The sequence below is a fragment of the Enterococcus eurekensis genome, from assembly GCF_042654605.1.
In the GTDB taxonomy this organism is placed as follows: Bacteria; Bacillota; Bacilli; order Lactobacillales; family Enterococcaceae; genus Enterococcus_I; species Enterococcus_I eurekensis.
Window position 1 is genome coordinate 1 of the sequence record NZ_JBHSGT010000004.1, and the last position, 15641, is coordinate 15641.

At 36.0% G+C, this 15641-nt stretch carries 12 protein-coding genes and 1 pseudogene; all 13 read left to right on the forward strand.

Annotation, left to right across the window (positions count from 1 at the left end; genetic code table 11):
- The first annotated feature begins 296 nt into the window (after positions 1-296).
- The 13 genes and pseudogenes from ACFO3L_RS00295 (at position 297) to dagF (ending at position 15105) form a co-directional block, all read left to right on the forward strand.
- Positions 297-1382: an ABC transporter ATP-binding protein gene (locus ACFO3L_RS00295; RefSeq protein ID WP_379962792.1), complete on the forward strand. Its 1086-nt coding sequence runs from the start codon at positions 297-299 to the stop codon at positions 1380-1382.
- 10 nt (positions 1383-1392) lie between these two features.
- On the forward strand, positions 1393-2199 hold the full coding sequence (locus tag ACFO3L_RS00300; RefSeq protein ID WP_379962793.1) for an ABC transporter permease: 807 nt from the start codon (positions 1393-1395) through the stop codon (positions 2197-2199).
- Entirely contained in the window at positions 2199-3041 is an 843-nt protein-coding gene (locus ACFO3L_RS00305; RefSeq protein WP_379962794.1) for an ABC transporter permease, read from the forward strand. The genes ACFO3L_RS00300 and ACFO3L_RS00305 overlap by 1 nt, the downstream gene beginning before the upstream one ends.
- Positions 3038-4111: an ABC transporter substrate-binding protein gene (locus ACFO3L_RS00310; protein ID WP_379962795.1), complete on the forward strand. Its 1074-nt coding sequence runs from the start codon at positions 3038-3040 to the stop codon at positions 4109-4111. The genes ACFO3L_RS00305 and ACFO3L_RS00310 overlap by 4 nt, the downstream gene beginning before the upstream one ends.
- A 161-nt stretch (positions 4112-4272) precedes the next feature.
- Positions 4273-5265 (forward strand): LacI family DNA-binding transcriptional regulator, encoded by a 993-nt coding sequence (locus tag ACFO3L_RS00315; RefSeq protein ID WP_379962796.1) that lies wholly within the window; start codon positions 4273-4275, stop codon positions 5263-5265.
- Positions 5266-5426: 161 nt separating this feature from the next.
- Complete coding sequence (locus ACFO3L_RS00320; RefSeq protein WP_379962797.1) at positions 5427-6797, forward strand: PTS transporter subunit EIIC; 1371 nt, start codon at positions 5427-5429, stop codon at positions 6795-6797.
- 24 nt (positions 6798-6821) lie between these two features.
- On the forward strand, positions 6822-8282 hold the full coding sequence (locus tag ACFO3L_RS00325) for a glycoside hydrolase family 32 protein (protein WP_379962798.1): 1461 nt from the start codon (positions 6822-6824) through the stop codon (positions 8280-8282).
- A gap of 395 nt (positions 8283-8677) precedes the next feature.
- Positions 8678-10156 (forward strand): DEAD/DEAH box helicase, encoded by a 1479-nt coding sequence (locus ACFO3L_RS00330; protein WP_379962799.1) that lies wholly within the window; start codon positions 8678-8680, stop codon positions 10154-10156.
- A 99-nt stretch (positions 10157-10255) separates the two neighbouring features.
- Entirely contained in the window at positions 10256-10954 is a 699-nt protein-coding gene (locus ACFO3L_RS00335) for a GntR family transcriptional regulator (protein WP_379962800.1), read from the forward strand.
- A gap of 97 nt (positions 10955-11051) precedes the next feature.
- The gene (locus ACFO3L_RS00340; protein ID WP_379962801.1) at positions 11052-12134 is read left to right on the forward strand and encodes a DUF871 domain-containing protein; all 1083 of its coding nucleotides are present in this window, start codon (positions 11052-11054) and stop codon (positions 12132-12134) included.
- A 14-nt stretch (positions 12135-12148) separates the two neighbouring features.
- Positions 12149-13264, forward strand: a complete 1116-nt coding sequence (locus ACFO3L_RS00345; RefSeq protein ID WP_379962802.1) for an amidohydrolase/deacetylase family metallohydrolase — start codon at positions 12149-12151, stop codon at positions 13262-13264.
- Positions 13261-14370: a DgaE family pyridoxal phosphate-dependent ammonia lyase gene (locus ACFO3L_RS00350; protein WP_379962803.1), complete on the forward strand. Its 1110-nt coding sequence runs from the start codon at positions 13261-13263 to the stop codon at positions 14368-14370. Before ACFO3L_RS00345 ends, ACFO3L_RS00350 begins: the two co-directional genes overlap by 4 nt.
- Positions 14363-15105 (forward strand): annotated as a pseudogene (gene dagF / locus ACFO3L_RS00355) (2-dehydro-3-deoxy-phosphogluconate aldolase). Before ACFO3L_RS00350 ends, dagF begins: the two are co-directional and overlap by 8 nt.
- Positions 15106-15641 lie beyond the last annotated feature (536 nt).

Genomic DNA, 15641 nt, shown 5'->3' on the forward strand with positions numbered 1-15641 from the left:
GCCTAAAATCTATGAAAGCAATGAAAACAAATCTACTTATCACTTGACTTAATACCACAAGACTTAATATGTAAATAGTGATTTTAAATTATTTTTATCATACCATATATTGGCTCATTTGAGGAAAATAGCGAAAAAAAGAAATATTACTTGTATTTCTATGTGAAAAACCATATTCTTAACAAGTATGTTCTGGTCTGAAATCAAAAAAAACGAACAGTTCGAAAGACTAACAGTTAAACGAAAAAACGGGTATAAAAGAGCATATAATCTACCATTGGGAGGAAAGATACAAAATGAGAAAACCGATCATTTCATTTACGGATGTAGTGAAGCGATTTGACGATGATGTGATTTTAAAAGGCGTCAATTTTGAAATAGAAGAAGGAAAGTTCTATACGTTACTTGGGCCCTCGGGCTGTGGTAAAACAACAATATTAAGGATAATTGCAGGGTTTTCTGAGGCATCCCAAGGAGATGTGTTTTTTGAAGGAAAACGCATTAACGACGTGCCTGCGAATCAACGCCAAGTAAACACTGTCTTTCAAGATTATGCACTATTCCCACATATGAATGTGTTTGAAAACGTGGCATTCGGCCTTAAAATTAAAAAATTACCAAAAAATAAAATTCAAGAAAAAGTCAAAGAAGCTTTACGCTTAGTTCGTTTGGGTGGCTATGAGAACCGTGAAATTAGTGAGATGTCTGGCGGACAACGTCAACGTGTCGCAATTGCCCGTGCGATTGTTAATGAACCAAAAGTCTTACTATTAGATGAGCCATTATCGGCACTTGATTTAAAATTACGTACCGATATGCAATATGAATTACGCGAGTTGCAACAGCGTCTAGGGATTACCTTTATCTTCGTCACACACGATCAAGAAGAGGCACTAGCAATGAGTGATGAGATTTTCGTCTTGAATCATGGCGAGATTATTCAAAGTGGAACACCTGTTGATATTTATGATGAACCGATTAATAAATTCGTTGCTGATTTTATTGGCGAAAGTAACATTATTAAAGGTACGATGATTGAAGACTATTTAGTTGAAATTGTTGGAAAACAATTTGAATGTGTCGATGGTGGTATGCGCCCGAATGAACCAGTAGAAATTGTGATTCGTCCAGAAGACTTGTCACTAACCACCGTTGATAAAGGCAAATTAGTCGTTCGTGTCGACACACAATTGTTCCGCGGTGTGCACTATGAAATCATCTGCTATGACCAAGATGGGAATGAATGGATGGTTCACTCCACTCGTAAAGCGGTTGAAGGTAGCCAAGTTGGCTTATTCTTTGAACCAGAAGATATTCACGTCATGCGTTTTAATGAGTCTGAAGAAGACTTTGACGCACGTCTTGAAAGTTACGAAGAGTAGGAGGGAAGAAATGACAAAAGTAAGACGCATTTATGCGGTTCCTTATCTATTATGGTTGCTACTCTTCGTATTAGCACCAGTATTAATGATTGTTTATCAATCGTTCTTTGATATGAATGGTCAGTTTACCTTAGCAAATTATCAGACGTATTTTGCCTCTGGAAAATATTTAACGATGACGTTTAACTCCATTTGGTATGCTTTTTTAATAACTATAATCACACTAGTCATTAGTTATCCGACTGCTTATTTTTTAACAAAATTAAAACATCGTGATTTATGGCTCCTCCTGATTATTTTGCCAACATGGGTTAACTTACTATTAAAAGCCTATGCCTTCATCGGAATTTTTGGGATTCATGGCAGTTTAAATGGTTTCCTTTCATTCTTTGGAATCGGAGCCAAGCAAATTCTGTTTACAGACGTGAGCTTTTTAACGGTTGCAACGTATATTGAATTACCATTTATGATTATTCCAATTTACAATGCGCTTGAAAAAATGAATCCGTCATTGATCAGTGCCAGTCGTGATTTAGGTGCGAATTCTTTCGAAACCTTTCGCCGTGTGATTTTCCCGTTGTCATTAAATGGTGTCAAAAGTGGCGTGCAAGCCGTCTTTATTCCATCACTCTCTCTCTTCATGTTAACGCGTTTAATTGGTGGAAACCGAGTGATTACTTTAGGGACTGCGATTGAACAACATTTCTTAGTGACACAAAACTGGGGGATGGGTTCAACAATTGGAGTTATTTTAATTATCGCGATGTTCCTAGTCATGCTTTTAACAGGTGAGAAAGGAAAAGGTGGTAAAAAATGATGAAGAGTAAAATTTGGTCACGTCTTTATTTAACAGTGGTCTTTATCTTATTGTATACACCGATTTTGTATCTAGTTTTTTATTCATTCAACGCAGGTGGTACGATGAATGAATTTACCGGGTTTACTTGGGAACATTATCAGTCAGTCTTTGAAGACACTCGATTGTTAATTATTGTATTAGATACCTTTTTCTTAGCCTTTTTATCAGCCTTAATTGCAACAATTATTGGGACATTTGGGGCTATGGGAATCTATTACACTAAAAAACGTCGGATGCGCAATATTTTTATGAGTTTAAATAATATTTTACTTGTTTCACCGGATGTTATTATTGGTGCGAGTTTCTTGATTTTCTTTACAACGTTAGGCGGTTTTATCCGTAATTTCAACTTAGGGTTTACGAGTGTCTTACTCTCGCATATTGCTTTTAGTATTCCAATCGTTGTCTTGATGGTTCTACCAAAATTAAGAGAGATGAACGATTCAATGGTTGATGCTGCACTTGATCTTGGAGCAAATCATTTCCAAGTGATTCAACGGATTATTTTACCCTTTTTATCACCAGGAATTATTGCCGGTTACTTCATGGCATTTACCTACTCTTTAGATGATTTTGCGGTAACTTTCTTCGTGACTGGTAATGGCTTTAGTACGTTGTCAGTTGAAATTTATTCAAGAGCCCGTCAAGGAATCAGTTTAGAAATTAACGCATTAAGCACCCTCGTTTTCTTATTCTCAATGATTTTAGTAATTGGCTATTACTTTATTAGTAAAGACAATGTGCCGAAAAAATTAAGAAAAGGCAAAATTGCAACAAGAGGGGTGGCACAAATCCGATGAAAAAATTACAATCGTTAATTATTGGAATTCTAGCGATTATTCTGCTTTTGTTTTTCGGAGCACAACAGCTTGAAAAAAGTAGCGGAATGGCTGGTGCCAAAGTCTTAAATATTTATAACTGGGGCGATTACATTGACCCTGACTTATTAAAACAGTTTGAAAAAGAATATGGCTATAAAGTTAATTATGAGACATTTGATTCAAATGAAGCGATGTTTACCAAGTTAGCACAAGGTGGCGTTTCATACGATTTAACCATTCCCAGTGAATATATGATCGAAAAAATGATGGAAGAAAACCTCGTTCAAAAAATTGATTATAGTCGGATTGAAGGTATTGAAAATATCGATCCACGTTTCTTGGATATGAGTTTTGATCCAGGAAATCAATATTCCATTCCTTATTTTTGGGGAACGTTAGGGATTGTCTATAATGATAAATTCATCGATGGTGATGATATGACTAAATGGAGTGATCTATGGAATCCAGAATTACGTAACAGCATCATGATGATTGATGGTGCACGTGAAGTGATTGGAATTGGTCTGAATCGTCTTGGTTACTCATTAAATAGTAAGAGTAACTTTGAACTAAATCAAGCCGTGATGCAATTACGTAGCTTGATGCCAAACATCAAGGCGCTCGTTGCGGATGAAATCAAAATGTATATGATTAATGAAGAAAGTCCTGTCGCGATTACTTTTTCAGGTGAAGCAGCAGACATGATGTATGAAAATGAACATTTGCATTATGTGATTCCTGAAGAAGGATCAAATTTATGGTTTGACAATATCGTGATTCCCCATAATGCGAAAAATGTAGAAGGTGCGTATGATTTTATCAACTTCCTCTTAAAACCAGAAGTTGCGGCTCAAAATGCTGAATATATCGGTTATTCTACGCCAAATAAAGAAGCTTTAAAACTTCTACCACCTGAAATTACAGAAGATGAACAATTCTATCCGAGCGATGAACTGGTGTCACGCTTAGAAGTTTATGAAAACTTAGGTGCTGAGTATATCGGTATCTATAACGACTTTTTCTTAGAATTGAAGATGTATCGGAATTAATTTAACGTAAACAAGATAGGAAAAAAGAAGTGACGATGGTTGCTTCTTTTTTCTTTTTTAGAAAGCAGACAAAAAAATGAGGATTTGCTATACTATGAATGTTATAGCAAGGGCTACTTAAAGCGAGTGATGCTAAAGTATGTCAGAAAGCAGGAACATAAATGGTGACAATAAATGATATCGCTGAATTGGCTGGTGTTGCTAAGAGCACCGTTTCTCGATATTTGAATAATGGTCAAGTGAGCGCGGCGACACGACTTAAGATTGAGAAGGTAATTAATGAGACGGGCTATAGACCGAATCCTTTTGCAAGAAGCTTGAAAGCGCAACACACCTACATGATTGGTGTAATCATTCCTCGTTTAAATTCACCTTCAACGAACAATGTCTTAGGGGGGATTGACGAGGAGGCACATAAAAGAGGGTATCAGCTGATTATTACGAACTCCAATCAAGACGATGCACGTGAAGCAGAAAATATTGACATGCTTACGAAGCAAAAAGTCGCAGGAATTATTATTTTCGGAAGAGAAATGAACGATGCATTGGCGGAGAAAGTCCGACAATCGTCGATTCCAATCTTGGTGTTGGGACAAGAAATAAAAGGGGTGCATTCAATTGTTCACGCCGACTATCAAGCTGGAAAAAAAATGGCGGAACACGCGTTAGCCTTAGGACACCGGAAAATCTTGTTTGTCGGTGTAACCCCTAAAGATTATGCGGTGGGCGTTTTACGAAAAAATGGGTTTATTGAAGAGGCTCAAAAAAACGGAGCTACAGTCCAAACGATTGAAACAACCTTTTCAAAAAAAGATACCTACCAAAAGGCGCTTAAGTTTTTAAAGAATACACAAGCAACGTACATTGCTTGCGCGACTGATAATATCGCGATTGCTGTTTTAAAAGCGGCTTATGAGCTAGGATATAAAGTTCCTGAAGATTTTTCACTTAGTGGTTTTGGTGGCTACGAATCGACAAATTATGTGAATCCAGCAATTACAACGGTCACATATCCTTACTGGGAACTAGGGATTTATGCAATGGACAATTTGAGAAAGCTCCTAAAAACACAGGAAATTCCTGAAACGATAGAGATGAAAAATGAATTAAACATTAAAGCTTCAACGCGCTCGCTTACGAGAAGTAAGGATTAAACCGTAGATTTATCAAAAATTAGCAAAAGATCTTTTCTAAAAAGTACTTTTTGCTAATTTTTTTCTTGCAAAAGGAACCGGTTCCTGTTACTCTGTTTATAGAACCGGTTCCAGTACTTATAGTCACGAATGTAAACGATTTATTTTATGGAGGGTGAAAAATGAGAAATGAAGAAACAATTAAGCAATTATTAGATGCCATTGGTGGAGCAGACAACATCAAAAATTTTGAGCATTGTGCAACAAGATTAAGAATTATTGTCAAAGATGATCAAAAAGTGTCAAAAGAAAAAGCGGAAAATGTTGTAGGCAGTAAAGGCTACTTTTTTAATACAGGGCAACATCAATTTATTTTTGGAACTGGAAAAGTAAATGAAGTCTATCAAGATTTTTCAACATTTGTTGGAGATCGAGAAGAGGATAAATCAAATTTTAAAGAAGACGTCTATGCCAATTTAAGTCCCGTTCAAAAAGTTGTAAGAATCCTAGCCGATATTTTAGTTCCCTTAATTCCTGCTTTAGTAACAACAGGACTATTAATGGGGATTCGTGGTCTTTTACTTGAATTAGGTGTTAATTTTAGTGCAGATTGGTTATCAATGTTTGAAATGCTTACAGACACAGCTTTTGCTTTCTTACCCGTTTTAATTGCTTATAGTGCGACTAAAAAATTCGGTGGTAATCCAATTATCGGGATTGTAGTTGGTTTAATGCTTGTTGCACCACAATTACCTAATGCTTGGGCGGTTGCTGGGGGCAGTGTCGAACCATTAAAATTATTTGGACTTTCAATTGTTGGCTATCAAGGGTCTATTTTCCCAGCTATTATTGTGGGATGGTTGGTTTCTTATCTTGAAAGAACACTTAGAAAGTTTGTACCACAAATCATGGATTTAATTATTACACCATTCTTAACGATTACGATTACGTTAGCTTTGGTTCTATTTATTCTAGGTCCCATTTTACAAACGGCTGAATCTGCAGTTATTAGTAGTATTATTTTCTTGGTTGAAGCGCCTTTTGGGATTGGTTATATTATTTATTCAGCTTTGCAACAAGCAATTGTAATTACTGGTCTACATCATTCGATTAGTATTATCGAAATTGGCTTGTTGAATGCTTCTGGTACAAATGTCTTGCAAGTTTTAGGAACGGCGAGTATGGCTGGACAATTTGGTGCGGCTATTGCTACAGCGTTTTTAATGACTAATAAAATTAAACGATCAAATGCGATTAGTGCAGCGATTCCAACACTATTTGGAATTACCGAACCACTATTATTTGGTGTTAACTTACGTTCGCTAAGAATCTTTGCTTCAGGCGCTGTTGGTGGTGCTGCAGGTGGATTGTTAACGTATATTTTACAATTATCTGCAACAGGAATGGGGATTACCTTTATCCCAGGTTTACTACTATACACAAGTGATTTTGGAAAAATGATTCAATACATCTTAGTCATCTTGATTTCATTTGCTGTTGGTTTCATTTGTGTTCAATTACAACGTAAAGCAATTATTAAAGAAATTGCATAATAACAAAATATTGGGGAGATATGCATGTCGGTAGAAATGAGTAAATACTTGCAAGAGTTGGCCAAAAAGCAAGAGGAGTTAAAAGTAAAAATCAAAAAAGATCATTGGCGCCTAGCTTACCATTTAATGCCGACGACAGGTTGGATGAATGACCCCAATGGATTATGCCAATTGAATGGTACATACCATTTCTATCATCAGTATGGTCCAGCAAGTGCAACCGGCGAAGACGTGATTCATTGGGGACATAAAACATCAAAAGATTTGGTCCATTTTCAAGACGAGGAAATATTTTTATACCCTAATCATTCTTATGACCGTGACGGTGTCTATTCCGGTAGCGCGCTAGTCAAGGATGGTAAAATCCATTTTTTCTATACGGGAAATGTCAAGTTAGAAGGTGATCATGACTATACATTCAGTGGTCGTGAACAAAATACCGTTCATGTTGTTAGTGAAGATGGATTTAAAATTAATAGCCAAAAAGTAGTCATTCCTCACGCTACCTATCCAAAAGAATTTACGAATCATATCCGTGATCCCAAGGTTTTTGAAAAAAATGGTGAGTATTGGATGTTGCTAGGTGCACGAACTCGTGATAATGAAGGGAAAATTCCGTTATTTAAGTCTAATGACTTAGATGACTGGTCCTATCAAGGAAATTTCTTTGGGGATGATTTTTCGCTAGGATTTATGTGGGAATGTCCTGACTTTTTTGAAGTTGATAATCAAGAGGTACTTGTCTTTTCGCCTCAAGGTGTCAATGGCTCGGATTTTGAATTTCAAAATGTTTACCAATCAGGTTACATGCTTGGAAATGTCGATTGGCAACAAGCCAAGTTTAAACAATCGGGGAAATTTATTGAATTTGATCGAGGATTTGATTTTTATGCTCCGCAAACATTTGAAGACGAACAAGGACGAAGAATTTTAATTGCTTGGATGGGGATTGGTGATACCATGCCAGAATATTCTTATCCTACAGCGAATAAAGGATGGCAACATGCCGCTACACTGCCTAGAGAAATTACCGTAACAAAAGGAAAGTTATATCAAAAACCATTGAAAGAATATGAAGTACTACGTTGTAGAGAAGAAAAATATCATTATGAAAAATCCCTCAAGAATGAGCAGTTTTTGAAGGGAGAAGTCTACGAAATGTGTATTGAGATATTGGAACAAGGCAATTTTGCTATTAAAATGCGAGAGGATACAGTGTTACAATACAATAATGGGGTTTTAACCCTACAACATGGCCCTTCAGGCTTTGGACGAAATAAACGACAGATTGAGTTGAAGGAGTTAGAAAAGATCCAATTGTTTATGGATAAATCATCAATAGAAATTTTTATTAATGATGGCGAGTATGTAATGACATCACGTTTTTTCCCTAAAAATGGTTGTGATTTTATTGAGTTTACTGGAGATGCACATTTGTTAATAAAGAAATGGAACTTAAATAAAGCGATTTCGACCAAAGATTAAGAAAATATTTAATTTATTGAAAAACACCTCTATACTAAAATTCTTTCAATCGATTGAATTTTATATAAAGGTGTTTTTTACTCTGAAAAAGAGTGTGCGGTAGTATTAAAGATAAAACGACAGAGGGAATAGACAATCAAAAAGAACTTATTATCTTAAAAAACACAGAGTTATTTTAATTGTTTAATGGGAAATTATCGGATAAGAGGCACGTTAATCATCGGGCCAAAAAGTGCTAGGAAAATGAAATCAGTCAATTTATTTTGCTATATGATAATGAGAAAATACCCTTATTCGTGTAATTTTCAGAAAACCGTGTTAAACTGTTAAAGCGAAAATAATAAACTGAATCAAGGTCTGTGAATTTGGTTTAACTAAAGGATGTATTAATTAAAATGGAACAAAATAAATTTTCAGATTACAAGCTTGACGAATCGATTGTTAAAGCGCTAACGGTTTTGAAGTATACAGAACCGACACCGGTTCAAAGAGAAGTCTTACCATTATTACTAAATAATAAAGATATTATTGTGAAATCTCAAACTGGTAGTGGAAAAACAGCAGCATTTGGCATACCATTGGTACAAAATGTCGACTGGGAAGAGCGCGCACCACAAGCTTTGATTTTAACGCCGACTCGAGAATTAGCGATGCAAATTAAAGATGAGTTATTTAATATCGGGCGCTACAAACGTTTAAAAGTTGAAGCCCTTTATGGTAAAAGCTCCTATCAATCACAAGTCAAGAATTTAAAGCAACGCACACATATTGTCGTTGCAACACCTGGTCGGTTGTTTGATCATATTGTGAGAGGTTCAATTGATTTGTCAAAAATTGAGACGTTAATTATTGACGAAGCTGATGAAATGTTAGCGATGGGATTTATTGAACAAGTGGAAGAGATATTAAATGAATTACCTTCGGCACGAACAACCGCGTTATTTTCAGCGACAATGCCCAAAGCAGTTAAAGAACTAGCTGATTCATTTTTATATTCGCCAAAGTTAATTGAAATTGCTCCATCACAACAGGCGAAACCTCATGTTCGTCAACAATTTATTCGTGTGGATGAAGAGGATAAAATGAAGGCCTTTAAAGACCTTTTTATTGTGGATAATCCTGAAAGCAGTATTATTTTTTGTAATACAAAAATTATGGTTGAACGTTTAACAAAAGAAATTGCTCGCTTAGGTGTACAAGTGGAAATGTTGCATGGTGGTATGGAACAAAAAGATCGTACGCGTGTGATGAGTGACTTTAAACGTGGCTATTTTAGACATTTAGTTGCCACCGATGTCGCGGCAAGAGGAATTGACGTCGCTGATATTGCTTTAGTTGTGAACTATGATTTACCTGACAAAACAGAAACCTATGTTCATCGAATTGGTCGTACCGCACGTTTTGAAAACAAAGGAAAAGCATTGTCATTTGTGGGAATTAACGATAAATTGCAATTAGATGAATTGTTAACGAGTCAAGAACGTTTGATTGAAGAAATCCCGCGTCCTAGTCGTGCAACAGTCGATAAATATCGAATGGACTTTAGCCGGAAACAAGGTCAACGTCCAACGATTCGCAAAGAAAAAGGGCTTGATTTTAAAGAAGACATTATGAAAATTCACATCAATGCTGGTAAAAAAACGAAGATGCGCCCAGGCGATGTTGTAGGGGCAATTTGTAATATTGAAGGCGTGACAGCCGATGATATTGGTGTCATTAACTTAATGGATGTATCAACATTTGTGGAAATTTTAAATGGAAAAGGGCCACGTGTGTTGAGTGCTTTACAAAAAATGCCGATTAAAGGACGTGCTCGTCGTGTCAGCCGTTCAAATGAAACAGAGTATGAACGTGATTTAAGAAATGGTTATTAAAAAGTATTTTTCAATTAAAGTGCTTTCGACTTTAAACTCGTTGAACTCCATGTTAAAATAACACTAATATAATGAAATATTTTTAGGTGGAGGAAACAGATGATAGGAAAAAAAGTACTTTATTTAGAAGTTGCGAATACACTGAAAACAGATATCTTAAAAGAAGTCTATCCTGTCGGAAGTTTAATTCCTACTGAAAATGAATTAGAAGTGGCTTTTTCTGTTAGTAAAATAACGATTCGAAAAGCTGTTGAGATTCTCGTCCAAGAAGGCTATTTAGAGAAAAAAAGTGGAATTGGAACAACCGTAATTAGTAATCGTCCGTTCAATAAGTTATCAAAAGCCGTTTCTTTCTCGACGATTTTAGAAAATGATGGTTTAGATATTCGAAAAGAATTTTTGACGATCGAAGAAATCAATGCAACAGAAACTAGATTGAATTTAGAACAAATCGGATCGAAAGTTTTGAAATTAACGCGACTTTATTATTTAGATGAAAAACCGTTCATTTTATTTGAACATTACTTACCATGGATTAGTGATTATTCTTCAATTTTAAGAGACGAAGCATCGTTATACAGTTGGCTAAGTCATCATGGTTATGTCATTAATAATATAAAAGATGATTTTGATATCGTAGAGGCCTCGAAAGAACTTCAAGAAAAATTACAATTAACAACACCGTACGTTTTAAGAAGACATCGCTATTCTTATAGCCGTCATCAAGAATTAATTGAATATTCTATTGGGTATTATGATGTTAAAAAACATGCATATAGTATTGAATATGAAGTTTAGGGCAAAGAGGAGCAGTCTTCTTTGTCTTTTTTTTTTCGAAAAATGTTTACGTTTAAACATTATAATGTTATGGTCAATCTCAAAGAGGTGGGAAAATATGAAAAGAAGATTAGGTGTTTCTTTATATCCAGATAATAGCGATTTTAATCAAGGTAAGGACTATTTAGTTTTAGCAAAAAAATATGGGTTTTCGCGTATTTTTATGAGTATGTTAGAGGTTAGCGAAGGTCGAGAAAGTGTTTTTAATAAGTTTAAGAAAATTATTGATTATGCTAAAAGCTTGGACTTTGAAGTTATATTAGATATTGCACCAGCGATTTTTGAAGCCTTAAATATATCATATGATGATTTGTCATTTTTTGAAGAAGTTGGAGCGGACGGTATTCGTTTAGATTTAGGTTTTGATGGCAGTAAAGAAGCTCTATTGTCGTTTAATCCGTATGGTTTAATTATTGAATTAAATATGAGTAATGATGTTGCATATTTAGATAATATTTTGACATATGAGGCGAATAAACCATTTATCTACGGCTGTCATAATTTCTATCCACAAGACAGATCGGCCTTGTCACTTGATTTTTTTGTTGCTTGTAGTCAACGTTTTAAGAATCAAGGTATCCGTACAGCTGCTTTTGTCACTTCAAACGAAGCAACACTTGGACCGTGGGATGTCAATGATGGTTTACCAACGCTTGAAATGCATCGCTATTTACCAATTGAAGTTCAAACGAAACATTTATTTGCGATAGGCTTAATCGATGATGTTATTATTGGCAACGCTTATGCTTCGGAAGCAGAATTACAGGTGATGAGTGAGGTTAATCGTTACCAATTATCTTTTGAGGTAGAATTTGTACCGGAAGTGAACGACGTTGAAAAAGAAATTGTGCTAAAAAATCAACATGTTCGACGAGGAGATATTACTGCTAGAATGGTTCGTTCGACCGTTGTTCGTAAAATTTATCAAAAAGATGCTAATCCAGTTCATGATAATCACTTGGTCTTTAAAAGAGGAGACATAGTGATAGGAAATGATCTTTTTGGAAAATATAAAAATGAATTACAAATTGTTTTAGAAGAACATCAAGATAATCGGAAAAATAAAGTCGGTCAGATTATTGATGATGAGCATTTGTTACTTGATTACATTAAGCCTTGGAGTAAATTCTTATTCCAATGAAAGTAGGAAACCGCATGTTAGATTTAATTATCAAAGAGGGCAGGACATTGACAGGTGAACCGCTTGAAGTCGGTATTCAATCGGGAAAAATCGTGCTAATTTCTTCAGTAATTAATGAACCGAGTCGATCCGTTATTTCTGCTAAAGAGACAATTATATCTGCCGGATGGATTGATAGCCATGTTCACTGCTATGAAAAAATGGACTTATATTATGATTTTCCTGATGAAATTGGCATTAAAAAAGGAGTGACGACGGTCATTGATGCTGGAACGGCTGGCGAGAAGAATATTGGTGATTTTTATCAACTCGCGCAACAAGCTAAAACAAATGTTTTCGCATTAATGAATATTTCTGAAGATGGAATCGTCCATCAAGATGAATTAGCCGATTTAAGTAAAATTAATCAAGAAAAAAATTTAGCACGTTTAGCTCAATTTCCAAAGTTTATCGTTGGAATTAAAGCGAGAATGAGTAAAACAGTTGTTGGTGATAATGGTATCTTGCCATTAAAGCTGGCAAAAGAATTACAGAAAAAAGCGAAGGGAATTCCATTAATGGTTCATATTGGTTCCGCGCCCCCAACATTAGATGAAGTCTTATCATTATTAGAGTCTGGGGATATTGTAACGCATTGTTATAACGGTAAACCTAATGGTATTATGGATAAAAATGAGAAGGTAAAACCCTTTGTTTTGGATGCATATAGCCGAGGGATTTTATTTGATATCGGACATGGAACGGACAGTTTTAATTTTAAAGTTGGGAAAAAATCGGTTCAAGAGAACTTTTTGTGTCAAACGATTAGTACCGATATTTATCATCGAAATCGTGAAAATGGACCTGTTTTTGATTTGGCTACAACCATGGAAAAGGCTCTTTATTTAGGAATTTCACTGGAAAATATTTTGAAGATGGTAACAGAAAACCCGGCTAAAAATTTCCATCTAACGACAAAAGGTGTGTTAGAAGTTGGAAAAGATGCCGATTTGACCCTCTTTAAAATTAAGAATAAAGAGAAATATCTAATCGATTCCAATGGAAATGAAGCAATCGTTTCAAAAGAAATTCAACCAACTATGACGATTGTTGGAGGAAAAGTTTACCCTGTTGAGGAGGCAAAACAATGAGTGTTTATGAGAAATATGGTTTGAAAAAAGTCATTAATGCCAGTGGGAAAATGACGATTCTAGGCGTCTCGAAAGTCAGTGATACTGTTAGTGCAGCTCAAAAAGTTGGCGGTCAAAATTTCTTTGAGATGTCAGAATTAATCATCCAGTCGGGGCGTTATATTGCAAAATTATTAGGTGCAGAAAATGCGACCGTCGTTTCTTCAGCTAGCGCAGGCATTGCCCAATCAGTAGCAGCTTTAATTGGTCGAGGCGATGCTTATCATACGATGCATCCTTACACACCTCGTATCACACGCCGTGACATTATTTTACCTAAAGGACATAATGTCAACTATGGTACGAGCGTAGAATTAATGGTACAACAAGGCGGAGGTATGGTTGTGGAAGCAGGTTATGCGAATGAATGCACTCCGGAGCAAGTCGCGATGGAAATTACAGAGAACACAGCCGCGTTACTCTATATTAAAAGTCATCATACCGTTCAAAAAAGTATGCTTTCCGTTCAAGAGATGGTTAAAATTGCGAAAGAATATCAATTACCCTTAATTGTTGATGCTGCAGCTGAAGAAGATCTTTTTACTTATTATAAGCAAGGAGTCGACTTAGTGATTTATAGTGGAGCTAAAGCGATTGAAGGTCCAAGTTCGGGGCTAGTTGTTGGGAAAGAACCTTATGTTTCTTGGATACAAGAACAAAGTAAAGGTTTGGGTCGATCAATGAAAATCGGCAAAGAAAACATTTTAGGTTTTGTACAAGCGATAGAAGATTTTATAATAAAAGGTTCAGAAGATGGCGATCAAATGAAAGCCAGACTCAAACCATTTATTGATTCGTTAAACCAAATTAAAGGAATTGAGGCTTCGATTGTTCAAGATGCAGCTGGTCGTGCGATTTACCGAGCAAAAGTAGTGATAACCGGTAATCATACCGCACTAGAAGTTATCAAAGAACTGAAAAAAGGTGAGACGGCGATCTACACGCGAGAGTATCAAGCAAATAACGGTGTTATCGAGTTCGATATTCGAGCAGTTGACCAGACAGAGATGTTTGTAATTGTAGAAAAATTAAGTGGTATTTTGAAAGTGGAAAATGAAGATGATTAGAGCACCAAAATTTTATCAAGGTCAAGTTTGTTTGAATGTATTAGCCAACACAGTCGACAATGCAATGGACTGTTATGATGCAGCAGAAGGGCATATTGTTTTAGGCGTCTTATCGAAAAAATATGCGAGCAATCAATCAGCTATTGATGATATGAAACAATATCAAGAAGCGACGAATAATGCGTTATCAATCGGATTAGGTGCAGGTGATCCAAATCAAAGTACAATGGGGACTCGTTTAACTGAAGAGTTGCATCCGAAACATGTGAATCAAGTATTCACAGGTGTAGGTGGTTCACGTGCGGTTTTAAAACAAGAAGAAACGTTTATTAATGGGCCTGTTTCACCCACAGGTAAAGTTGGTTATGTCAATATTGCGACGGGTCCACTTTCTGCTAAAATGCCTGCCGCAGAAGTGACGATTGAAGTGGCGATTGCCTTATTAAAAGATATGGGTGGATCCTCAGTCAAGTATTTCCCAATGAATGGCTTGGTACATTTGGACGAATATAAAGCGGTAGCGAAGGCTTGTGCGAAAATGATTTCACCTTAGAACCAACTGGTGGAATTGATTTAGAAAACTTTGAAGCGATTTTACAAATAGCAGTAGATGCCGGCGTTAAAAAAATTATTCCACATATTTATAGCTCGATTATTGATTCTGAGACAGGCAATACACGACCGGAAGATGTTAAAGCATTATTTGCACTAACAAAAAAAGTTTTAGCAAAATAAAAAGGGGATAAACGATGAAAATTTTAGCATTTGGTGAAATAATGATGCGTTTAAATCCTAGTAGCTTTAAAACGTTGACTCAAACAGACTCGTTAGATTTTTCTTTTACAGGAACAGGCCTAAATATTTAAGTGGGGCTAGCCCAAAATGGTTTCGTAACATCAATGCTTACAGCGTTACCAGACAATAATCTAGGTTGTTCGTCAAATTGTGTTGATGGGCCCAAAATGAGTAAAAATAATCGTCAGAATCGGTAGAGGAAATTGTTTCTCTATCGATTTTTTTGACATTAGAAAAGAGGGGCGGAGCCTCCCGCTCCCCTGCGAAAAATCACCTTGTTGACAAAAGCTGCGAGACCGCTTCGAGCCTGTAGTCTCTCAGCTCGAAAGCTTCAAACTCTAGTTAAGTGCTAAAGCACTAAACCAGAGTAATTCACATTTCGTCTTTTGACGCAGCGGGAACAAGGTATTTTTCTTCGGTTCGCTATTGCTAGCTTCAAATGGTTTGTTAGTTATCCATATCAAGCTTCAGTGGGG

What these genes read in the sequence shown, in the direction of transcription:
- ACFO3L_RS00295 (WP_379962792.1), top strand. Translation starts at nt 297, where the DNA reads ATGAGAAAACCGATCATTTCATTTACGGATGTAGTGAAGCGATTTGAC.
- ACFO3L_RS00300 (WP_379962793.1), top strand. Translation starts at nt 1,393, where the DNA reads ATGACAAAAGTAAGACGCATTTATGCGGTTCCTTATCTATTATGGTTG.
- ACFO3L_RS00305 (WP_379962794.1), top strand. Translation starts at nt 2,199, where the DNA reads ATGAAGAGTAAAATTTGGTCACGTCTTTATTTAACAGTGGTCTTTATC.
- ACFO3L_RS00310 (WP_379962795.1), top strand. Translation starts at nt 3,038, where the DNA reads ATGAAAAAATTACAATCGTTAATTATTGGAATTCTAGCGATTATTCTG.
- ACFO3L_RS00315 (WP_379962796.1), top strand. Translation starts at nt 4,273, where the DNA reads ATGGTGACAATAAATGATATCGCTGAATTGGCTGGTGTTGCTAAGAGC.
- ACFO3L_RS00320 (WP_379962797.1), top strand. Translation starts at nt 5,427, where the DNA reads ATGAGAAATGAAGAAACAATTAAGCAATTATTAGATGCCATTGGTGGA.
- ACFO3L_RS00325 (WP_379962798.1), top strand. Translation starts at nt 6,822, where the DNA reads ATGTCGGTAGAAATGAGTAAATACTTGCAAGAGTTGGCCAAAAAGCAA.
- ACFO3L_RS00330 (WP_379962799.1), top strand. Translation starts at nt 8,678, where the DNA reads ATGGAACAAAATAAATTTTCAGATTACAAGCTTGACGAATCGATTGTT.
- ACFO3L_RS00335 (WP_379962800.1), top strand. Translation starts at nt 10,256, where the DNA reads ATGATAGGAAAAAAAGTACTTTATTTAGAAGTTGCGAATACACTGAAA.
- ACFO3L_RS00340 (WP_379962801.1), top strand. Translation starts at nt 11,052, where the DNA reads ATGAAAAGAAGATTAGGTGTTTCTTTATATCCAGATAATAGCGATTTT.
- ACFO3L_RS00345 (WP_379962802.1), top strand. Translation starts at nt 12,149, where the DNA reads ATGTTAGATTTAATTATCAAAGAGGGCAGGACATTGACAGGTGAACCG.
- ACFO3L_RS00350 (WP_379962803.1), top strand. Translation starts at nt 13,261, where the DNA reads ATGAGTGTTTATGAGAAATATGGTTTGAAAAAAGTCATTAATGCCAGT.